Origin of the sequence: Streptomyces caeni, assembly GCF_042678285.1 — a bacterium.
Lineage (GTDB): Bacteria > Actinomycetota > Actinomycetes > Streptomycetales > Streptomycetaceae > Streptomyces > Streptomyces caeni.
Map to the genome: position 1 here is coordinate 23,693 of NZ_JBHUDX010000008.1, position 21,064 is coordinate 44,756.

General features: G+C 72.1%; 18 protein-coding genes and 2 pseudogenes. 10 read left to right on the forward strand and 10 right to left on the reverse strand.

The window, feature by feature from the left end:
- The 3 genes from ACFSL4_RS03245 to ACFSL4_RS03255 all read right to left on the reverse strand — a co-directional run bounded on the left by ACFSL4_RS03245 (position 1) and on the right by ACFSL4_RS03255 (position 3,184).
- Positions 1 to 1,500: a HAMP domain-containing sensor histidine kinase gene (locus ACFSL4_RS03245; RefSeq protein ID WP_381078229.1), complete on the reverse strand. Its 1,500-nt coding sequence runs from the start codon at positions 1,498 to 1,500 to the stop codon at positions 1 to 3.
- Between the two features lie 65 nt (positions 1,501 to 1,565).
- Positions 1,566 to 2,276, reverse strand: a complete 711-nt coding sequence (locus ACFSL4_RS03250; protein WP_381078148.1) for a response regulator transcription factor — start codon at positions 2,274 to 2,276, stop codon at positions 1,566 to 1,568.
- Positions 2,277 to 2,704: 428 nt separating this feature from the next.
- A complete protein-coding gene (locus ACFSL4_RS03255; protein WP_381078231.1) occupies positions 2,705 to 3,184 on the reverse strand; it encodes a hypothetical protein in 480 nt (159 codons plus the stop codon).
- A gap of 377 nt (positions 3,185 to 3,561) precedes the next feature.
- Here ACFSL4_RS03255 and ACFSL4_RS03260 point away from each other — a divergent pair, with 377 nt between their 5' ends.
- From ACFSL4_RS03260 to ACFSL4_RS03275, 4 genes are all read left to right on the forward strand, one after another.
- On the forward strand, positions 3,562 to 3,897 hold the full coding sequence (locus tag ACFSL4_RS03260; RefSeq protein ID WP_381078150.1) for a YnfA family protein: 336 nt from the start codon (positions 3,562 to 3,564) through the stop codon (positions 3,895 to 3,897).
- Between the two features lie 125 nt (positions 3,898 to 4,022).
- On the forward strand, positions 4,023 to 4,796 hold the full coding sequence (locus ACFSL4_RS03265) for an SDR family NAD(P)-dependent oxidoreductase (RefSeq protein ID WP_381078152.1): 774 nt from the start codon (positions 4,023 to 4,025) through the stop codon (positions 4,794 to 4,796).
- On the forward strand, positions 4,796 to 4,963 hold the full coding sequence (locus ACFSL4_RS03270) for a hypothetical protein (RefSeq protein WP_381078155.1): 168 nt from the start codon (positions 4,796 to 4,798) through the stop codon (positions 4,961 to 4,963). The genes ACFSL4_RS03265 and ACFSL4_RS03270 overlap by 1 nt, the downstream gene beginning before the upstream one ends.
- Before the next feature lie 54 nt (positions 4,964 to 5,017).
- Positions 5,018 to 5,320 (forward strand): hypothetical protein, encoded by a 303-nt coding sequence (locus ACFSL4_RS03275; protein WP_381078157.1) that lies wholly within the window; start codon positions 5,018 to 5,020, stop codon positions 5,318 to 5,320.
- Between the two features lie 132 nt (positions 5,321 to 5,452).
- Here ACFSL4_RS03275 and ACFSL4_RS03280 read toward each other — a convergent pair whose 3' ends face one another.
- Positions 5,453 to 6,646 (reverse strand): RtcB family protein, encoded by a 1,194-nt coding sequence (locus ACFSL4_RS03280; protein WP_381078159.1) that lies wholly within the window; start codon positions 6,644 to 6,646, stop codon positions 5,453 to 5,455.
- Positions 6,647 to 6,838: 192 nt separating this feature from the next.
- On the opposite strand from ACFSL4_RS03280, the gene ACFSL4_RS03285 reads away from it, so the two are divergent.
- From ACFSL4_RS03285 to ACFSL4_RS03295, 3 genes are all read left to right on the forward strand, one after another.
- A complete protein-coding gene (locus tag ACFSL4_RS03285) occupies positions 6,839 to 7,651 on the forward strand; it encodes a DUF3558 domain-containing protein (protein WP_381078161.1) in 813 nt (270 codons plus the stop codon).
- A 125-nt stretch (positions 7,652 to 7,776) separates the two neighbouring features.
- A complete protein-coding gene (locus ACFSL4_RS03290; RefSeq protein WP_381078164.1) occupies positions 7,777 to 8,679 on the forward strand; it encodes a DUF3558 domain-containing protein in 903 nt (300 codons plus the stop codon).
- Positions 8,680 to 8,829: 150 nt separating this feature from the next.
- Positions 8,830 to 10,233, forward strand: coding sequence for a DUF2637 domain-containing protein (locus ACFSL4_RS03295; protein WP_381078166.1), 1,404 nt, complete (start codon positions 8,830 to 8,832; stop codon positions 10,231 to 10,233).
- A gap of 57 nt (positions 10,234 to 10,290) precedes the next feature.
- On the opposite strand, the gene lysS is transcribed toward ACFSL4_RS03295, so the two are convergent.
- Positions 10,291 to 12,033 carry a lysine--tRNA ligase gene (lysS, locus tag ACFSL4_RS03300; RefSeq protein WP_381078169.1) on the reverse strand — a complete coding sequence of 581 codons (1,743 nt, stop codon included), beginning with the start codon at positions 12,031 to 12,033 and terminating at the stop codon, positions 10,291 to 10,293.
- 236 nt (positions 12,034 to 12,269) lie between these two features.
- Between lysS and argS the strand changes: the two genes are divergently transcribed.
- Positions 12,270 to 14,033, forward strand: coding sequence for an arginine--tRNA ligase (gene argS / locus ACFSL4_RS03305; protein WP_381078171.1), 1,764 nt, complete (start codon positions 12,270 to 12,272; stop codon positions 14,031 to 14,033).
- Positions 14,034 to 14,488: 455 nt separating this feature from the next.
- A complete protein-coding gene (locus ACFSL4_RS03310; protein ID WP_381078173.1) occupies positions 14,489 to 15,376 on the forward strand; it encodes a DUF4253 domain-containing protein in 888 nt (295 codons plus the stop codon).
- Between the two features lie 25 nt (positions 15,377 to 15,401).
- Here ACFSL4_RS03310 and ACFSL4_RS03315 read toward each other — a convergent pair whose 3' ends face one another.
- Positions 15,402 to 16,607, reverse strand: a complete 1,206-nt coding sequence (locus tag ACFSL4_RS03315; protein ID WP_381078176.1) for an aminotransferase-like domain-containing protein — start codon at positions 16,605 to 16,607, stop codon at positions 15,402 to 15,404.
- Positions 16,608 to 16,767: 160 nt separating this feature from the next.
- Here ACFSL4_RS03315 and ACFSL4_RS03320 point away from each other — a divergent pair, with 160 nt between their 5' ends.
- Positions 16,768 to 17,700 carry a phosphotransferase family protein gene (locus ACFSL4_RS03320; protein WP_381078178.1) on the forward strand — a complete coding sequence of 311 codons (933 nt, stop codon included), beginning with the start codon at positions 16,768 to 16,770 and terminating at the stop codon, positions 17,698 to 17,700.
- Positions 17,701 to 17,775: 75 nt separating this feature from the next.
- Here the strand turns inward: ACFSL4_RS03320 and ACFSL4_RS03325 are convergent.
- The 4 genes and pseudogenes from ACFSL4_RS03325 to hemB form a co-directional block, all read right to left on the reverse strand.
- Positions 17,776 to 18,108, reverse strand: a pseudogene (locus ACFSL4_RS03325) (SAM-dependent methyltransferase); the annotation flags it as partial.
- A 283-nt stretch (positions 18,109 to 18,391) separates the two neighbouring features.
- Positions 18,392 to 18,775, reverse strand: a complete 384-nt coding sequence (locus ACFSL4_RS03330; protein ID WP_381078234.1) for a peptidoglycan-binding domain-containing protein — start codon at positions 18,773 to 18,775, stop codon at positions 18,392 to 18,394.
- 39 nt (positions 18,776 to 18,814) lie between these two features.
- Positions 18,815 to 19,705, reverse strand: a pseudogene (locus ACFSL4_RS03335) (lysozyme); the annotation flags it as partial.
- Between the two features lie 216 nt (positions 19,706 to 19,921).
- A complete protein-coding gene (gene hemB / locus ACFSL4_RS03340) occupies positions 19,922 to 20,914 on the reverse strand; it encodes a porphobilinogen synthase (RefSeq protein ID WP_381078180.1) in 993 nt (330 codons plus the stop codon).
- Positions 20,915 to 21,064: the final 150 nt, after the last annotated feature.

Sequence of the window (21,064 nt, forward strand, 5' to 3'; positions counted from 1 at the left end):
TCACCCGTCCCCGGCCTTCGCCCCGCCGCCGACCGTGAACCCGATGACGGACCCGCCGCCCTCGCGCGGGAACGCGAACGCCGCTCCCCCGTGCGACGTCGCCACCTCCCGCACGATCGACAGTCCGAGGCCCGAGCCGGGCAGGCTCCTGGCGTCCGCGGCGCGGTAGAAGCGGTCGAAGATACGGACGAGGTCGCTCTCCTCGATTCCGGGCCCGCGGTCGAAGACCTCGACGCGCACGCTGCCCGGCGGCCGCCCGGCCCGCTGCCCCTCGGGCTCCCTCGGCCGGGACGGGCGCTCGGGACCCGTGACGACGACGTCGATCGGCGCGTCGCCGCCACGGTCGAACTTCGCGGCGTTCTCCACCAGGTTGGACACCGCCCGCTGCAGCGCCGTCACGCGCCCCTCGACCGTGGTGTCGCCGCTGCCGCGCACGACGACCTTCCGGCCGGTGCGGCGGCGGGCGATCTTCGCCGCGTCCTCGGCGACCTCGGCGAGCGTCAGCCGCTGTGGCGGTTCCGTGTCCGACTGGCCGGCCGCCAGGTCGACCAGCTCGTTGACCAGGTCGGTCAGCTCGCGGGACTCCTGGGCGAGGTCGGCGACCAGTTCCTCGCGGGCCGCGGGCGGCAGCTCGTCGATCCGGTGCAGCAGCGAGATGTTCGTCCGCAGCGACGTCAGGGGCGTACGCAGTTCATGGCCCGCGTCCTGCACCAGGCGCCGCTGGTCCTCCTCCGACTGCGCCAGGCGCCCGAGCATGCGGTCGAAGGAACGGCCGAGACGGGCCACCTCGTCGTTCCCGGTGACGGGCACCTGGATGCCTAGCCGCCCCGTGCGCGCCACGTCCTCGGCGGCGCCGGCGAGCCGCACCAGCCGCCGGGTGATCCGCCGCGCGAGCCACCAGCCGAACAGCCCGGCCGCGGTCACGACCGCCCCCACCAGCAGGCCCGTGCGCTGCTGGAGGCTGCGCAGCAGGTCCTCGGTGCTGCTGAGCTCCTGAGCCACCTGCACCGCGCCCTGGCCTCGGCCGAGCGCGACGGTGGCGACCCGGTACACGTCGCCGCCGACGTTCACGTTCCTGTGCTCCACCAGTCTGCCCGCCTCCGAGGTGTCGGCGATCCGCCGGTCGTCGGCGCCCACCGGCAGCGACGGCTCGGAGTGCTCGACGACGGCGCCGCCGGGGCCGAGCACCTGCACGACCGTGCGGCTGGGCCGGACGATGTCGTCGCGCGGGGTGTCCTGGTCCGTCTTCGAGACGGCGTAGTCGTCCGGCATCAGCTGCTGCTGGCGCACCTGTTCCCGCAGGTCCTCCACGACCTGCGCGAACACGCTCCGCTGGTCGACGCGCACGAGGCGGGCGGCGGCGTCGTAACTCAGAAAGCCGACGAGGACGGTGACACCGGCGGCCACGGCCGCGAACGACACCGTGAAGGTGGTCCGCAGCGACGAGATCCGCCGCAGCCGGGACCGCAGCCGCAGCCGGCGGCGCAGCTCGGACGGCAGCCGCCGCCACAGGCACAGCCACACCCCGGCGCCGGCATCGGTGCCCGGCCGCAGCGGCGGGGGCACTAGTCCTCCCTCAGTACGTACCCCACGCCACGCACCGTGTGGATGAGCGCCGGGGCCCCCGGCTCGTCGAGCTTGCGCCGCAGATAGCCCACGTAGACGGCGAGGTTCTTGGAGCCGGGGCCGAAGTCGTAGCCCCAGATGCGGTCGTAGATGGTGGCGTGGTCGAGGACGATGCCGGCGTTGCGGGCAAGCAGTTCCAGCAGGTCGAACTCGGTGCGGGTGAGTTCCAGCTCGCGGGTGCCACGCCAGGCGCGGCGTGCCTGCACGTCCATGCGCAGCCCGGCCACGGACACCTGCCCGGTGGGGATCTTCTGGTCGTCCTTGGGGGCGTCGTAGACGGCGCCGTTGCTTCGGCGCAGCAGGGCCCGGAGCCGGGCGAAGACCTCCTCGACGTCGAACGGCTTGACCACGTAGTCGTCGGCGCCCGCGTCCAGGCCCGCGATCCGGTCGGCGGTCTCCACGAGCGCCGTGAGCATCAGGATGGGGGTGCGGTCGCCCTCGGCGCGCAGCACGCGGCACACCTGGAGGCCGTCGATGCCGGGCATCATCACATCGAGAACGAGCACGTCGGGCTGGGCGCGGTGGGCCTGGGCGAGGGCCTCCACCCCGTCGGCCACGGCGGTCACCTCGTAACCCTCCAGCGTCAGCGCGCGTTCCAGGGCATGACGGATGGCGCGGTCGTCCTCGGCGAGCAGCACTGTCTGGGGCACGCCCCCAGTCTGCCAAGATCGCCGCCGTGAACCACCTGGTGGGCCGAGCCGCGGGTGGGCTTCTTACCCGCCTCTCACCGCTGCGCGCGCGGCGACTTACCCGGTAGAGGCATTCTGTCGGCTATGTCAGATTGCCGCGTCCCGCGCGGGGTCTGCGGCCCGCGAGCCCACCCGGCACGCCATCCCAGGGCACGCCGGGTCTCGGGGCCGTCCGGCCGGTCCCGGTCCCTCCCCGGCCCGGGGCCGGCCGCGGCGGAAGGGGTGGGCCGGGAACGGTACGACGGTGGCGGCCCACCCCTCACCCACGCCAGCGGTTCCACGGCTGCATACGGAACGGGTCTGCGGGACGGGACTCAAGCCCCTGGGCCACAGCCTCCGCACGCTCCTGTCCGCCGTGAAGGTCCGGGCGGGCATGAGCCTGACCGTGTTCAGAAGGAGTACTCGTCCCCGGTGTCGAGGGCCAGCACCCGCCGGCGGTCGTTGCCCGGCTCCCGGTCGGCGGCGCCGCCGTCCCACAAGGTGTCGATCCGCAGTCGCACCTCGTCGGCCGAGGCGTCCGCGAGCCCCACCCGCAGGTGGATCTGCCGGCCTGCGCCGCCCGCGGCGAGCGGACCCGTGTCGCACAGCACCGTGGCCGCGTTGTACCGCGCGCAGCCCTCGGGCAGCCGCTGATGCTGCGCCAGCGGCCGGGACCAGCGCAGCCGTACGGTCGCGTCGGGGACATCGGCCGGACCGTGGTTCTGCGGGGTGAGCAGCACATCGACCTGCCCGGCGGTCATGGCCACGACCCCGTGATAGGCGAGGTCGGCCTCCAAGGGCGCGGCCACCGCGGGCGCGGCCGCACCCGCCCACAGGGTCATGCCCACCGTCCCGGCCGCGCCCAGCGCGCCGGCGATCCGCATTCGCATTACGCCCACATCCTCCGTGTCGGCCCCGTTGATCACCGCATGTATCCCACGCACACGGCGCAACAGGCACCGCCGGGCAGGTGAGTCACCCGGAGCACACCCGGACCGGGCACCGGAGGCCGGGGTGAGCGCAGGCCCGGGCACCGGGACGGCCGCCAGGTCCCGGACGCCGGACCCCGGACGCCGGACCCCGAACGCCGGGCCGGGCGCAGGGCAGCGGCCAAGTCCGAGCGCCGGCCCCGGACGCCAGGCCGAGCGCCGGATCCGGACGCCGGAGCGGGTACCAGGTCCCGGACGCCGGAGGCACACACCAAGCCCCGGACACCGGAGCGGGCGCCGCCGTCCGGGGCTCCGGACCGGCATGCGAGGCTGACCGCATGCCGGTCCTCCGCTCCGCCGCCCTCTTCGCCGTCGCCGCGCTCTTCGAGGTCGGCGGCGCCTGGCTCGTCTGGCAGGGCGTGCGCGAACACCGCGGCTGGGGGTGGATCGGTGCGGGTGTCACGGCCCTCGGCGTCTACGGCTTCGTCGCCACCCTCCAGCCGGACGCACACTTCGGCCGCGTCCTCGCCGCCTACGGCGGTGTCTTCGTGGCCGGATCCCTGGTATGGGGCATGGTGGCGGACGGCTACCGGCCCGACCGCTGGGACGTGACCGGCGCGCTGGTCTGCCTCGCCGGCATGACCGTGATCATGTGGGCGCCGCGGGGCCGCTGACCGCCCGTCGAACACCACGCCGCCCACCCTGCGGGCATCCCGCAGGGCCGCTTTCCCCTCCGCCTATCCTGGCGGAAGTCGTTCGTACGCCGTACCGACGAGCCCGCCGTCCGAGGAGCCGCCCCATGACCGCCGCACCACCCGCCGCGTCCCGCATCGCCGTCGTCACGGGCGCGAGCAGCGGCATCGGCGCCGCGACGGCCCGGCGGCTCGCCGCCGCCGGCTACCGCGTCGTCCTCACCGCCCGCCGCAAGGACCGCATCGAGGCGCTCGCGGAGGAACTCACCGCGGCCGGCCACTCGGCGACGGCGTACCCTCTGGACGTCACGGACCGTGCGGCGGTCGACGAGTTCGCGACGGCCTTCAGGACGCTGGCCGTCCTGGTCAACAACGCGGGCGGCGCGCTCGGCGCCGACCCGGTCGCCACCGGCGACCCCGAGGACTGGCGCCTGATGTACGAGACGAACGTCATCGGCACCCTGAACGTCACCCAGGCCCTGCTCCCGGCGCTCACCGCGAGCGGCGACGGCACGATCGTCGTGGTGTCGTCGACCGCGGGCCACGCCACCTACGAGGGCGGCGCCGGCTATGTCGCCGCCAAGCACGGCGAGCACGTCCTCGCCGAGACGCTCCGCCTGGAGATCGTCGGCACCCCGGTCCGGGTGATCGAGATCGCCCCCGGAATGGTGAGGACGGACGAGTTCGCGCTGACCCGCTTCGGCGGGGACGCGGAGAAGGCGGCGAAGGTGTACGAGGGCGTCGCCGAGCCTCTGACGGCGGACGACGTGGCCGACACGATCACCTGGACCGTCACCCGCCCCAGCCATGTCAACGTCGACCTTCTCGTGCTCCGCCCGCGCGCCCAGGCGTCGAACACGAAGGTCCACCGGGAGCCGTGATGCCCGAACCGATACCGGCGGGCGAGCCCGAGCAGACAGCGGAACAGCAGCGCCTGTCCCTGGAGAAGAAGCGTGAGCGCTACGTCTGGATATACCTCGGCTACTTCCTCTTCGGCATCCACGTCGTGGCCTTCGTGATGATCTTCGCCGTGCGCCACGCCAAGTAGAAGACCCGAAGCGGGAAGCGGAACGGCGGGCGCGCGCCCCCAGCGTCGTGTCCCATGGACGGGCAGATACGTTTCGGGCGCCTGCGCTACCTCTGGGAGATCGAGCGCCAGGGCCGCGTCCCCGGGCACGCGTCCTTCGCCTACCACAACCTGAGCATCAAGCACCGCCCCTACGACCAGGCGGCCCTGGGCCCGGAGGTGGCCCCGGGCCCGTATCCGGCGGCCCGTTTCCTGGAGGTCGCGGAGGACGGCGCCGAGGAACTGCGCCAGGCCCTGGGACTGATCGAGGCATCGGCGCGGGCGGATGCGGTTCCTCCCCGGCCTGAAGTCCGGGGAGGAACCGCAAGAAATAGGTGACGGAGGTCCTGGGGCTGGACGCCCCGGCCCTGTCCGGGCGGCTGCGCGCGCACCTCCTGGCCTGACACCCCGGCGCCCGGCACTCCGGCGCCTGCCGGCGGGACACCAGACGGCGGGGCGCCGGGTCTCGGGTCAGCCCTTCACACAGACGACCTGCTTCAGCTTCGCCGCGACCTCGACCAGGTCGCCCTGCTGCTCGATGACCTGCTCGATCGGCTTGTACGCGCCCGGGATCTCGTCCACCACGCCGGAGTCCTTGCGGCACTCCACACCCCGCGTCTGCTCCTGAAGGTCCTTCGCCGTGAAGCGGCGCTTCGCCGCGTTGCGGCTCATGCGCCGGCCCGCGCCGTGCGACGCCGAGTTGAACGCCTTCTCGTTGCCGAGGCCCTTCACGATGTACGAACCCGTGCCCATCGAACCCGGGATGATGCCGTACTCGCCCGAGCCGGCCCGGATCGCGCCCTTGCGCGTCACGAGCAGGTCCATGCCCTCGTACCGCTCCTCGGCCACGTAGTTGTGGTGGCAGGAGATCTCCGGCTCGAAGACCGGGTTCGCCTTCTTGAACTCCTTGCGGATCACGTCCTTCAGGAGCGCCATCATCAGCGTGCGGTTGTACTTGGCGTACTCCTGCGCCCAGTACAGGTCGTTGCGGTAGGCGGCCATCTGCGGGGTGTCCGCCACGAAGACCGCGAGGTCGCGGTCGACCAGGCCCTGGTTGTGCGGGAGCCTCTGGGCGACGCCGATGTGGTGCTCGGCCAGTTCCTTGCCGATGTTCCGGGAACCGGAGTGCAGCATCAGCCAGACCGCGCCGGTCGTGTCCGTGCACACCTCCACGAAGTGGTTGCCCGAGCCGAGCGTTCCCATCTGCTTGGTGGCGCGTTCCTGACGGAACCTCACGGCCTCCGCGACCGACCCGAACCGCCCCCAGAAGTCGTCCCACACCGAGGTCGCCACCCCGTGGAACCGCACCGGGTCCACGGGCTCGTCGTGCATGCCCCGCCCGACCGGAATGGTCTGTTCGATCCTCGAACGCAGGCGCGAGAGGTCCCCGGGCAGGTCGTTCGCGGTCAGCGACGTCTTCACCGCCGACATACCGCAGCCGATGTCCACCCCCACCGCCGCCGGACACACCGCGTCCCGCATGGCGATGACCGAGCCGACCGTCGCCCCCTTGCCGTAGTGGACGTCCGGCATCACGGCAAGGCCCTTGATCCACGGCAGTGTTGCCACGTTCCGCAGCTGCTGCATCGCGGCGCCCTCGACCGTGGCCGGGTCCGCCCACATGCGGATCGGGACCTTGGCGCCGGGCACCTCCACATACGACATCTCGCCCTCATTCCCCTGGAAAGCCCATACTCATGATGAAGCGCAAAAACCGGAGCCAGGGTCAACGTAAAGGACAACGGACCGGCGTCCACGGCAGTGCGTGCGATACACATTGTCTGCAGGGGTCCACCCCACGCGGCAACCGATTAACCGGCGCCCGCACCGCGCTGAACCGTCGAGAGGAGCCTCACCGTGCAGCGGAAGGCGTACGTTCCGGGCGCCGCCGCGCTCCTCGCGGCCCTGCTGACCGCCTGCAGCGGCGGCTCGGGCGGCGGCGCGGCCGGCGACTCGAAGGCGTCCGGCTCGGCCGCGGACTCGACGGCCGCCCAGCCCGGCAAGTACCGCACCCTCACCGACGCCTGCGGCGCGGTGAAACGGGACACACTCGAATCGCTTCTGCCCGGCCTGAAGCAGATGATCGACCGGGAGCAGCGCGACAAGGCGTACGCCGGCGAGGCCGCGCTCACCTACAACAACGACCGCCGTTCCGGCTGCCGGTGGAAGGCCGAGGCCCCCGGCGCGACGGACCATCTGTTCGTCGACTTCGAGCGGGTGGTGTCGTACGACGGCGCGATCAGCGATGACAGCCGTGCCCAGCAGGTGTTCGCCGCCAAGGAGAAGGCCGCCGGCCTTCCCGGGCCCGTTTCCCGCCAGGCCTCCCCGGACGGCGGCTCCGCGAGCACGAGCGCCCCGCCCTCCCCCTCCGCGTCAGCCTCCGGCTCCGGCTCCGGCTCCGCCGCGGCCTCGGGCAGCCCGTCGGCCACCGGAACCCCGGCCGACCTCCAGCCCCGCGCACTCGACGACCTCGGTGACGAGGCGTTCCTGAACGACCAGCAGGGCAGTGGCCGACAGCGCACCGTGACTGTGGTGTTCCGCACGTCCAACGTGGTCGTGACGATCGAGTACGACGAACAGTCGACGACCGTCGGACAGGCACCGAGCAGCGAGGACATGCAGGACAAGGCCAGGAAACTGGCCGGCGAGCTGGACGGTTCACTGGGCTGACGCGCGCCCGCCGGCCGCCCCGGCAGCGGAACCGATCCGCACACCGCATGCGTTCCCACCGCGTACCGTGGCCCCTCGGACCCCGATCCGACCGCACACCCACGAGCGTCATGAGTGAAGGAACCATGCACCGACCTGCACAGCGAGACCAGCGAGATCAGCGCGAGCAGCGGCCGGCCCGGCGGGGCCCGCGCCTGAACCGCCTCCTTGTCTGCGCGGCCGCCGTCCCGGTGGTGCTCGTCACCGCCGGCTGCTCCTCGGACTCCGGTTCCGGCGGCGACGCGAAGCCGCAGGAGTCGAGCACGTCTCCCGGCGAGAGCGCCTCGGCGAACACCGTGCGGCCGGCGGCGTACGCGAAGCTCCCCGCGGCCTGCGCCGTCCTGCCCGGGAAGACCCTGGAGGAACTGGTGCCGAAGGGGGCAAAGTCAGGCAAAGAGGGCAGGTCGGAGGACACGGCGACGCGTGCGAGCTGCTCGTGGAGCAGCCTGCAGAACAATGGCATCAAGGGCTCGCAGTTCCGCTGGCTGAACGTCTCGCTGCTGCGCTTCGAGTCCGACGCCACGCGCGGCGAGGGCGACAAGCTGGCGCGGGCCTATTACGCCAAGCAGGTGCGGGAGGCCCGGTCCGTGCCGGACGCGCAGAACACCCGCTCGGAACCGGTCGCCGGGACCGGCGACGAGGCGACCGCGGTGCGCTACGACCTGAAGAAGAAGGAAGGCGCCTTCAAGCAGCAGACCGTCGTGGCGCGTGTGGAGAACGTGGTCATCACGCTCGACTACAACGGCGCGGGCCTGGCCGGGGACAAGACTCCGAACGCCGACGACCTGACGAAGGCGGCGGAGAAGGCCGTCAAGGACGCGGTGGCCGCGGTGTCGGCGGCGAACGGGGAGGGCGGCGGCGCGGGCACCCCACCGGCCGCCTCACCGTCGAAGGGCGCCTCCGCGACGAAGTCGCCGTCGCCCAGCGCGTCGGAGAGCGCCGCGAAGAGCGCCTCCCCGACGGCCTCCTCGGGCACCGGGAAGAGCTGACCTCCTTCCGCCGTACCCGCAGCTCAGACAGGGTTGTCGGCGCGGCCCGGCGCCCTGCCGGGCCGGGCTTCGTCCACACCGGCCACCCGTTCGCCGCACACGTGTGCCACCCTGTTGCGCGCAACAACACGCAAGGGGAGGGGAGTACAGGTGGCCGCGCCACTCCAGCTGACACGGATGCACCGGGTTCTCATCGGCGTGGTCGTCACCGGTGCCGTCGTCATCGCCGGCATCGGCTTCGCGGGTTCGTATGCGGCCGTCCGCGAACTGGCGATCAAGAAAGGCTTCGGGAACTTCAGTTACGTCTTCCCGGTCGGCATCGACGCGGGCATCTGCGTCCTGCTCGCCCTGGACCTGCTGCTGACCTGGATCCGCATCCCCTTCCCCCTTCTGCGGCAGACGGCATGGCTGCTGACGGCGGCGACGATCGCGTTCAACGGCGCCGCGGCCTGGCCGGACCCGCTGGGCGTGGGCATGCACGCGGTCATCCCCGTCCTGTTCGTGGTCGCGGTCGAGGCGGCCCGCCACGCGATCGGCCGGATCGCGGACATCACGGCGGACAAGCACATGGAGGGCGTCCGCCTGACCCGCTGGCTGCTGTCCCCCGTACCCACCTTCCTGCTCTGGCGCCGGATGAAGCTGTGGGAGCTGCGCTCCTACGACCAGGTCATCAAGCTGGAGCAGGAGCGTCTCGTCTACCAGGCCCGCCTGCGCTCCCGCTTCGGCCGGGCCTGGCGGCGCAAGGCCCCGGTGGAATCCCTGATGCCGCTGCGGCTGGCCCGGTACGGGGTCCCGCTCGCCGACACCGCGCCCGCCGGTCTGGCGGCGGCCGGCATCGAGCCGGCGCTGATACCCCCGGCGCCCCGGCTCGACCCGGCCGTCGGCGACCACGACGCCGGGGCGGCACCCGTCCCGCAGCAGGGGCTGCCCGTCGGTGCTCGGCGCCCGCAGCTGGACGGCGGCGGGAACCCCGGCCAGCCCGAACAGGTCCCGGACCCCGACCAGAGCCCCTGGTTCCGGCCCCAGCAGGTCGAATACCACGGCGGCTACGACCCGAACTTCGACCCGGACCCGTCGTACGAGCCGGAAGAAGAGCACTGGCAGTGGTACGAGGAGCAGCAGCTCCAGGAGGACCAGTACCAGCAGGCGCAGTACCAAGAGGACCAGTACGCCCAGGAGCAGTACGCCGAGCAGCAGTACGCCCGGGAGCAGTACCTGCAGGCTCGGTACCAGGAGCGGCAGCGCGACGAACAGCCGCAGCAGCCGCCCGCCGGGGAACCCTCCCCGGAGGAGACCGGCAGCTTCCCCATCCCCGTCTCCGGCAACCGCACCCGCGAGCTCGGCGAGGGCGGTGGCACGGAGCCGGACGAGGACGCCTACTACCAGGTCTTCAAGCAGTCGATCAGCGGCAGCGGCTACCCGACCCCGCGCGAGTTCAGCGACAACGTCGAGGCGACGTACGGGGTTCCCGTCCTGGACGCGGACGCCAAGCGGATGGTCATGCGCTTCCAGAACCGCCACTCCATGGAACTCGAAGAGGACCACATCGCGTGAGCGCCTGCGTGCGCGAGGCCCCCGTACGGGAACGCACGGGGGCCTCGCGCGCGGGGTTCACTCCCCGAGCAGCCTCCGGACCCGGTCCTGGCCCACGGCCAGCAGCAGCGTGGGCAGCCGTGGCCCCGTGTCCCGCCCCACCAGCAGGTGGTAGAGGAGCGCGAAGAACGACCGCTGGGAGGTCTTGATCTCCGGCGGCAGCTCCTTGGGGGTGGCGTCGGCCGAGAACCCGGCCTGGACCTTGGGAACCCCGTACACGAGGTGGGTGAGCCCGTCCAGGGACCAGTGCTCCTCCAGCCCGTCGAGCAGCAGCCGCACCGACTGCTGCGCCTGCTCGTCGAGGGACTTCAGCAGCTCCACGTCGGGCTCGTCGCGGACGATGGTGCGCTGGTCGGCCGGGACGTGGGTGTTGATCCACGCCTCCGCCCTGTCGTACCGCGGACGGGCCTCGTCGAGCGAGGTGAGCGGGTCGGCCGGGTCGAGGTCGGACAGGATGCGCAGCGCCTGGTCCCGGTGGCCCGCGGTGATGTCGGCGACGGACGCGAGCGTGCGGTACGGGAGCGGGCGCAAGGTGGCGGGCAGCGCCCCGGAGGCGGTGCCGACCGCCCGGGTGTACGCGGCCACGTCACCCGGCAGCGCGGAGCCGTCGGCGACCTTGGCCGCCAGCTTGTCCCACTCGTCGTAGAGCCGCTGGATCTCCTGGTCGAAGGCGATCTTGAAGGACTGGTTGGGCCGGCGGCGGGCGTAGAGCCAGCGCAGCAGCTGGGGTTCCATGATCCGCAGGGCGTCGGCCGGGGTGGGGACCCCGCCCTTGCTGCTGGACATCTTCGCCATCCCGCTGATGCCCACGAACGCGTACATGGGCCCGATGGGCTGCTTGCCGCCGAAGATCCCGACGATCTGCCCGCCCACCTGGAAGCTGGATCCGGGAGAGGAGTGGTCGACACCGCTCGGCTCGAAGATCACGCCCTCGTACGCCCAGCGCATCGGCCAGTCGACCTTCCACACCAGCTTGCCGCGGTTGAACTCGCTGAGCCGGACCGTCTCCGAGAAGCCGCACGCGGTGCAGACGTAGGTGATCTCGGTGGTGTCGTCGTCATAGGCGGTGACGGTGGTGAAGTCCTTCTCGCAGGCGCCGCAGTACGGCTTGTACGGGAAGTACCCGGAGGAGCCGGAGCTGCCGTCGTCCTCGGCCGCCGCGCCCGACCCCTCCTCGGCCTCCAGCTCGGCCTCGTCGACGGGCTTCTGCTGCTGCTTCTTCGCGGGCTTCGGCTTGGTCCGGTACTGGGCGAGCACCGCGTCGATCTCACCGCGGTGCTTCATCGCGTGCAGGATCTGCTCCCGGTACACGCCCGAGGTGTACTGCGCGGTCTGGCTGATGCCGTCGAACTCCACGCCCAGCTCGGCCAGCGAGGCGATCATGGCGGCCTTGAAGTGCTCCGCCCAGTTGGGGTGCGGGGAGCCCTTCGGGGCCGGGACGGAGGTCAGCGGCTTGCCGATGTGCTCGGCCCAGGACTCGTCGGTGCCGGTGACACCGGCCGGCACCTTCCGGTACCGGTCGTAGTCGTCCCAGGAGATCAGGTGGCGCACCTCGTACCCGCGCCGCCGGATCTCGTCGGCGACGAGGTGGGGCGTCATGACCTCCCGCAGGTTGCCCAGGTGGATGGGCCCCGAGGGGGAGAGCCCGGACGCGACGACGACCGGTTTGCCAGGGGCCCGGCGCTCCGACTCCTCGATGACCTCATCCGCGAAACGGGAGACCCAGTCGGTGGTCTCGGTGCTCTGAGCCACGATCGGCACGTCCTCTTTTTCTGAAGGTTCTCCATGAGCAGCCGGACGGTCGCACGGCTGACCGCTCCATTGTCCCAGCCACACCCACATCCACGAAAACGGCTTCTCAACGCCGTACCGCTCCCTCACCCGGGGACGAGCGGACGCGTGCCGGGGTTCACCCGGCGACCGGAAAATTCGCTTTACCCCCCATGGGATACTGGCCGGGTCTATCCATTCGCACGAGGAGAACGGCACCCACTCCTATGGCCTCGGTCACGTCCCTCACCGCCTCCGTCCACCAGCGCCTCGCGACCGCCCTCTCGGCTGCCCTGCCGGAGGCCGCCGACGCGGACCCGCTGCTGCGACGAAGCGACCGGGCGGACTACCAGGCCAACGGGATCCTGGCGCTCGCCAAGAAGGCGAAGGCGAACCCGCGCGAGCTGGCGGGCCAGGTCGTGGACAGGGTCGTCACCGGTGACGTGATCAAGGACGTCGAGGTCTCCGGCCCCGGCTTCCTCAACATCACGGTCACCGACAAGGCGATCACCGGGAACCTCGCCGCCCGCGCCGCCGACCCCGACGGCCGCCTCGGCGTGCCCTACGCCGAGAACCCGGGCACGACGGTCATCGACTACGCCCAGCCGAACGTCGCGAAGGAGATGCACGTCGGCCACCTGCGCTCCGCGGTGATCGGCGACTCCGTCGTCAAGCTCCTGGAGTTCACCGGCGAGAGCGTGATCCGCCGCCACCACATCGGCGACTGGGGCACCCAGTTCGGCATGCTCATCCAGTACCTGGACGAGCACCCGCACGAGCTGGACCACAAGGCCGCCGAGGTCACCGGCGAGGAGGCGATGTCGAACCTCGACCGGCTCTACAAGGCGGCCCGCAGGCTCTTCAACTCCGACGAGGAGTTCAAGACGCGCTCGCGGCGCCGGGTGGTGGACCTCCAGGCCGGCGACCCGCACACGCTCGCCGTGTGGCAGAAGTTCGTGGACGAGTCGAAGATCTACTTCTTCTCGGTCTTCGAGAAGCTGGACATGGAGATCCGCGACCCGGACATCGTCGGCGAGTCGGGCTACAACGAGATGCTCCAGGAGACGTGCCGCCTGCTGGAGGAGTCCGGCGTCGCGGTCCGCTCCGAGGGCGCGCTGTGCGTGTTCTTCGACGACATCAAGGGCCCCGACGGCAACCCGGTCCCGCTGATCGTGCAGAAGTCCGACGGCGGCTACGGCTACGCGGCCACGGACCTCTCCGCGATCCGCGACCGCGTCTTCAACCTGAAGGCCGACTCGCTCCTGTACGTCGTGGACGCCCGCCAGTCGCTGCACTTCAGGATGGTCTTCGAGACCGCCCGCCGGGCCGGCTGGCTCAACGACGGCGTCAAGGCGGTCCAGCTCGCCTTCGGCACGGTCCTCGGCAAGGACGGCAAGCCGTTCAAGACCCGTGAGGGCGAGACGGTACGGCTGGTCGACCTCCTGGACGAGGCGATCGAGCGCGCCTGTGCCGTCGTGCGGGAGAAGGCGCAGGAGCTGTCCGAGGAGGAGATCGCCGAGCGCGGCGCCCAGGTGGGCATCGGCGCGGTGAAGTACGCGGACCTGTCGACGTCGGCGAGCCGCGACTACAAGTTCGACCTGGACCAGATGGTGTCGCTGAACGGCGACACGTCCGTGTACCTCCAGTACGCGTACGCCCGTATCCGGTCGATCCTCCGCAAGGCCGGCGAGGCACGCCCGGCCGCGCACCCGGAGCTGGAGCTGGCCGGCGCGGAGCGGGCCCTGGGCCTGCACGCGGACCAGTTCGCGGAGACGGTGACGGAGGCCGCGAGGGAGTACGCCCCGCACAAGCTGGCGGCCTACCTCTACCAGCTGGCGTCCCTGTACACGTCCTTCTACGACAAGTGCCCGGTCCTGAAGGCCGGGACGCCGGAGCAGGTCGAGAACCGCCTCTTCCTGTGCGACATCACGGCCCGCACCCTGCACGAGGGCATGGCCCTGCTGGGCATCAGGACGCCCGAACGGCTCTGACGCAAGCCGCGTGCCCCGGGTCGGCCGACGCGAGGAACGACTCTGCTGCGCAATCCGGCGGGCGGTCACGCGTCGTGTCTCCAGGGCCTCGGCCACGCCCGGCCTGCCTGCTCCGCAACGCCCTGTGGAGACCGTTTCGGCAGGGTGTCATCACGCCGGGTGATCGCGCAGCAGAGTCAAGAACGGCCGCAAAGCCCGGCCGGGGGCTGACGGACCGTGCATCTCCCGGGATCGGAGGATGTGTGCCACGCCGCAAGTGCAGGACCCCCGTCATCGGGCCTCTCGCCGGCACACATCCTCCGACCGCCCCCCCGTGGCCGCTGTGCGGCCTCACCGCCCGGGCCGCTGTGCGTCCTCACCGCCTGGGCCGCTGTGTCGCCTCACCGCCCGGGCCGCGATCGCCATCCATGCGGCCCGCTAGGGCAGTTGTCGGCGGCTGCCTTACAGTCACTGGCATGGCTTCCCTTCCCAATCCGCTGCCCAGGCTGGCGGCAGACCCGAGCGGGCGCGCGCTCGGGCTTGAACTCCCGCCCGGGAGACTGATCGACGCCACGATCGACGGCCCGTGGCGTGAGCCGTTGCTGTGGCACGCCGGGCGCGCGGCGTCCTCCGGCAACTGGGCGCGCCTGGGTGCGCGCGCCGCCCGGGCCGGGCTCCTGCCGGTGCTCGTCGAGGTCGGTGGAAAGGTGGCCGGCCCGGACAAGTGGGAGCTGGCGCCCCGGGAGATGTCCTACCCCGGTGATCACGACGCCGGGGAGGTGCTGAACGGGTTCTGGGACGACTACGTGGCGGAGGCGGGCGGTGTCGACGGTGGCCGTCCGGGCCGGGAGAAGGAGAAGGCCGTCGAGGTCTTCGGTGGGCCGGCGTCGCTCCAGGAGACACTCGCCCCCTTCGGCCCGGACTGGCCCGGCCTCGCCCCCGGGCGGGCCCTGGCCGCCGACCCCGACGTCCGGGCCGCCGAGGTCGCCGACCGCCTCCTGGGCGACGGATCCTGGTTCGAGGATCCCCGCCTGGCCCTGGTTCCGGCCCGCCGCTCCGCGGACATACCGGCCGTCATCGGCTGGCCCGGCCCGCTGAACTACGAGAACGACACGGGTGTCCTCTGCTCGGTCCTGCGCTCCTGGGAGGACCGCTTCGGCATACGTGTCGTCGCGCTCACCTTCGACCAGCTCGTCCTGTCGGTGGCGGCGCCGCCCACCACCCGGGCCGAGGCCGAGGTGTTGGCCGCCGAGCACTTCGCGTGCTGCCCGGACAACATCGTCCAGGGCCACCACGAGACGCTGCGCGCGTATGCCGAACACGCGGTCCTGGACCAGCGGGTGTGGTCCTTCTGGTGGGACTGAACCCGGCGGGGTCCGCGGTCGCGCCTCAGCCGAGGCCCTTGCCCAGCCTGCGCAGCCCCTCCGCGATCTCCTCCGGTGTGTGCGTGACGAAGCACAGGCGCATCGTCGACGGGTCCGGCACGCCCGCGTGGAAGGGCCTGCCGGGCACGTACGCCACGTCCTGCTCCACCACCCGCGGGAGCAGGGCCGTGGTGTCGTACCCCTCCGGCAGGCGGGCCCACAGGAACATGCCGCCCTCGGGGCGGTTCCAGGACGAGCCCTCGGGCAGCGCGTCCGCGAGGCCCGCCAGCATGGCGTCCCGGCGCTCGCCGTAGGCGGCGGCGACCCGCGCCACGTGCGCGTCGAGGTCACGGTCGGCGAGATAGCGTGCCGCGGCGAGCTGGTTCACGGCCGGCGTGTGCAGGTCGGCAGCCTGCTTGGCGACCGCGCAGGCCCGCCGCAGCGCCGCGGGCGCCCGTAGCCAGCCGAGCCGCAGCCCCGGGGCCATCACCTTGGAGAACGAACCGAGCAGCACGGTGCGGTCCCGCGCCTCCTCGTACGAGGCGATCCACGGCACCCGCTCGCCCTCGAAGCGGAGTTCACCGTAGGGGTCGTCCTCGACGCCCCACAGCCCGCGCCGGGCGGCGACGCGCGCGATCGCGGCACGGCGTTCGGCCGGCAGGGTGCGGCCGGTGGGGTTCTGGAAGGTGGGGACCGTGTAGAGCAGCTTGGGGCGCTCCCGCACCACCAGTTCCTCCAGCGCGTCCGGATCCACCCCGTCCGCGTCCCCGGGCACGGCGACGACCCGGGCGTCCGCGAAACCGAAAGCCTGCAGCGCCGCGAGATAGCAGGGGTTCTCGACCAGGACGGTGTCGCCGGGCTCCAGCAGGGCGGTGGCGAGCAGGGACAGCGCCTGCTGCGAACCGGTGGTCACGAGCAGGTCGTCGGGAGCGGTCGCGAGACCGCGCACGGTGGTGCGGTCCGCGAGCGCGGCCCTCAGCGCGGGTTCGCCCTCGGTCGTCGAGTACTGCAGCGCCCGCTGCGGAACCTCGGCCAGCACGTCCTGGAAGGCGGCGGCGATCCCCTCGGTGTCGAAGAGCCCGGGAGCCGGCAGCCCGCCCGCGAAGTTGACGACCTCGGGCCGGGCGGTGACCGCGAGGATGTCCCGAACGGGGGAACCGCCGACCACGGCGACCCGGCCGGCCAACGCGGGCGGTGGCCGGCTGCTGATCACACGGTCGCTGACGGTCACGGCGGCTCCTTGGACGCGGGGGCGCGCCCGCACTGCGCAGTACGCCATGAGCACGCCACTCGAAAACACCTCGTTCATGCACCTTAGGGACATCGCTGCTCTTTACAACAACCTCATTTCGCCATGCGGACGACCGCCAGGGGGCCGTAGCATGCCGCCCATGCTGCCCAGCGTGGACACGAACGACGAGTTGGAAGCAATGGTCCGGGACGAGGCGCTGATGCGTCCGGCCGCGGAGGACCTGTGCTCCCAACTGGGGCTCACCGGGATGTCGTTGTGGCGTTTCGACGACGGTTCCCTGCCGGTGTACGCGGTGGGGGGCGATCTGGTGCTGAAGCTCTATCCGCGGTTCGAGACGGCCGAAGCCGTCAGGGAGGCACGGGTGCTGGCCCATTTATGGGGCCAACTGCCGCTGCCCACACCGCGTCTGCATGCCACCGACGAGTATGTGAACGGCTGGCGGTTCGTGTTGATGTCCCGGCTGCCGGGGCTGGCCCTGTCCGAGGCGTGGCCCCGGCTGACGGCGGCGGAGCAGGACCGGATCATCACGGAGTCGGCCGAGACGCTGGCCGCGCTGCACGCCATGGACTTCAAGCCGCTGACGGACATCGTGGGCCCCTCGGACTGGAGCTCCTTTCTGCGCCGCCAGCGTGCGGGCACGCTCCGGCAGCACGGCGTCAACGGGGTGACCGAGCCCTGGCTGAGCCAGATCCCCGGCTTCCTGGACTCCGTTGCCCTGCCCGTGTCCACCGAACTCGCGCTGTTGCACACCGAGTTCATGCGCGAGCACCTGACGATCGACATGCGCGACGGCCGCCGGCTGACAGGGCTGTTCGACTTCGAGCCGGCGATGATCGGCGACCCGGCGTACGACTTCGCGAGCGTCGGCCTGTTCGTGACCCGCGCCGACCCGCGTCAGTTCCGCCGCTTCCACGCGGCGTACGGGCGCGCCCCGTACGACCCGTACCAACTGCTCGCGTACGCGCTGCTGCACGTCTACAGCGATCTGCCCTGGTACTTGAGCGAGCTCCCCGCCCCGTCCGAGCCGCGCCTCGACATTCTCGCGGAGCTGTGGTTCGGCACAGAGCGGTGAGGGGGCCCGGTACCGCTGCCGACAGGCCGAGGCTCGCGCCCCGGCCTGTCGGCAGCGGTACCGGGCCGCCTGCTCCTTGCGGCCCACGGCCCCGTACACGTTGATGTCGGCGTCGGTGACGTCAAACGCGGCGCGGTAGCGGATCTTGTCGATGCCGTCGAGGGTGGCGAGGTACTCCGGGTCCACCGGCTGGGGCACGGGCGCCGCGCCGTCCGGGTGCCAGTGGTGGACCGGGACGACGCCCGGCTCGTCCAGCGTGAGCCCCGGGGTGCCGGTGAAGAACCGGGCTACCTGCTCCTTGGAGCGCAGCACGAAGGGCGCACCGCGCTTAGCGAGCGTGCGCTGGAGGGCGCGGATGTTCTCCGGGTTCAGGTCGTCGGTGAGATGGCTGAGCACGACCCGGCCTCCAGGCCCCGTCCCGGCGCGTCCACCCGTGACGGTACGGCGGCCCGCGGCTCGGACGGCCATCGGCGGGCGACTGCGGCCCGGGCTTCCGGCCCCGTCGCCCACCCGCTCCCGGCAGTCACGGCCGACGCCGCGCCGGTTCAGGAGACGTGACCACGCACCCCGGTCGCCTCTTCTCCGGCGAACGGACCCCGCCCGGGCGCCGGGGCGGCCGCGCCGCGCGGTGGGCGGCCGATCACCGCGGGCCCGGAACACGCGGACCGTCCACCACGCGGGCGCGTCCCTCTCAGGCGACCAGCGCCTGCCAGGTCATGGGACCGGCGATGCCGTCCACGGTGAGGCTGTGGGCGGACTGGAAGGAGCGGACCGCGCTGTCGGTGGCCGGACCGAAGGAGCCGTCCACGGTCAACGATGCGCCGTGCGCGTTGAGTTGCCGCTGCAGCGCCGTGACGGCGGAGCCGGAGTCGCCCTGGCGCACGGTGACGACCAGCGCCTGCCAGGTGTTGGCTCCGACGATGCCGTCCACGGTGAGGCTGTGGGCGGACTGGAAGGAGCGGACCGCGCTGTCGGTGGCCGGACCGAAGGAGCCGTCCACGGTCAGCGATGCGCCCTGCGCGTTGAGCAGGTACTGCACCGTCCGCACCCGCTCGCCGGTCTGCCCCTGCTTCACGGTCGGCCAGCCGGCGGCCGGGGGCGGCGTGCCGCCGGTGCCGAGGGCGAACGCCTGGAGGTCGGAGTAGGTGCCGTTGAAGACGTCCTGGTCCCCGGGGAAGGTTCCGGAGTCGGAGTACTGCCAGATGGTCTGGGCGGACCAGCCGGCGGGCATGGTGCCGGGGCTGGTGGAGTAGCGGGCCAGCCACAGCGGGTTGGTGGCGCCGAAGCTGCTGTCGTTGCCGGTGCAGGTGCTCCACCAGTTGGTGGTGGTGTAGATCGTCGGGTACCGGCCGGTCCGGGTGTGCACCCGGTCGCTGAACGCCCGGATCCAGGACACCATGGCGCTCTGGCTGAGCCCGTAGCAGGTGGCGCCGTAGGGGTTGTACTCGATGTCGAGGGCCGGTGGCAGGGTCTTGCCGTCCGCGCTCCAGCCGCCGCCGTGGTCCACGAACCAGTCGGCCTGGGCGCTGCCGCCGGAGTTCCCCGGGAGGGCGAAGTGGTAGGCGCCGCGGATCAGCCCGGCGTTGTAGGAGCCGCTGTACTGCCCGCTGAAGTACGGGCTGGTGTAGGTGGTGCCCTCGGTGGCCTTCACATAGGCGAAGGCGGCGCCGTCGTTCTTCACCGCGGTCCAGTCCACGGTGCCCTGGTGGCCGCTCACGTCGAGCCCCTGGGGCGCGGCGGCCAGGGTGGATGCGGCGGCGAGGGTGGGAGCGGAGCCGCCGGTACCGCCTTCGTGCTTCCGCACCCCGGAGCCGGCGTGGTCGGCGTCGGGGTGGGTCGCCACCACCGGTGCCGGGCGTGCGGCCGGTGCGGCGGATGAGGGGGACGGAAGGGCCAGGACCAGGGAGAGCGCGGCGGCCGGCAACCCGGTCGCCGCGGCGAGGAAACGGCGGACGCGGCCGGGGCGTCGCCGCGGGGCGTGGCCGGTCTGGAGGTCATGGGGCATGGGGAATCCTCACGGGCAGGGTGGCTTGGCGAGGTCATGACACTCCAGGGAGGCTACGCGCATAGACCCGTCCGCGGAAGACGGCGGACGGTGCTCACACGGAAGGACGGCGAGCCGGCGATCCGGGAGGCACAGGGCAAGGGCGCCCCGCGTGCCGCCCGCGCGGCATGGGACGCCCCGTCAGCGCAGCTTCCGCGCGGCCTCGGAAGGCCCCCGTCAGCGCAGCTTCCGCGCGGCCTCGACGGCCCAGTAGGTGAGGATGCTGCGGGCGCCGGCCCGCTTGATGCCGGTCAGGGTCTCCATGATCGCGCGGTCGCGGTCGACCCAGCCCTTCTCGGCCGCGGCCTCGATCATCGAGTACTCGCCGGAGATCTGGTACGCGGCCACCGGCACGTCCACGGCGTCGGCGACCCGGGCGAGGACGTCGAGGTAGGGTCCCGCCGGCTTGACCATCACCATGTCGGCGCCCTCCTCCAGGTCGAGGGCGAGCTCCCGCAGGGACTCCCGCCAGTTGGCCGGGTCCTGCTGGTAGGTCTTGCGGTCACCCTTCAGAGACGAGGCGACGGCCTCCCGGAACGGCCCGTAGAAGGCCGAGGAGTACTTGGCGGTGTAGGCGAGGATCGCGACGTCCTCCCGCCCGATCTGGTCCAGCGCGTCCCGGACGACACCGACCTGGCCGTCCATCATGCCGCTGGGCCCGACGACATGGGCGCCCGCGTCGGCCTGCACCTGCGCCATCTCCGCGTACCGCTCCAGCGTGGCGTCGTTGTCGACCCGCCCCTTCGCGTCGAGCACACCGCAGTGCCCGTGCTCCGTGGTCTCGTCCAGGCACAGGTCGGACATGACGAGCAGGTCGTCACCGACCTCGGCGCGCACGTCGCGGATGGCGACCTGCAGGATCCCCTCCGGATCGGTGCCCGGCGTCCCGGCGGCGTCCTTCTTCGACTCCTCGGGCACACCGAAGAGCATGATCCCGGACACCCCGGCCTCCACGGCCTCCAGCGCGGCCTTCTTCAGGCTGTCGCGGGTGTGCTGCACCACGCCGGGCATGGCCGCGATCGGCACGGGCTCGCTGACGCCCTCCCGTACGAAGGCGGGGAGGATGAAGTCGGCCGGGTGCAGCCGCGTCTCGGCCACCATGCGGCGCATGACGGGGGTTGTGCGCAGCCGGCGGGGACGCGCACCGGGGAAGGATCCGTACTTCGTCATGCCCTCTACGCTACGCCCGCCCCGGGAGTCCTTTTGCCGACGGTGCGTCGGCCCCGGGGCCGCCCCTCGTGTCCGGCCCGGTCGGGGACCCAGCGGTCGGAGCCCACTGCCACGCCGTCTGCCTGCTGCGGCTCCACCGTCCTGCCCGGC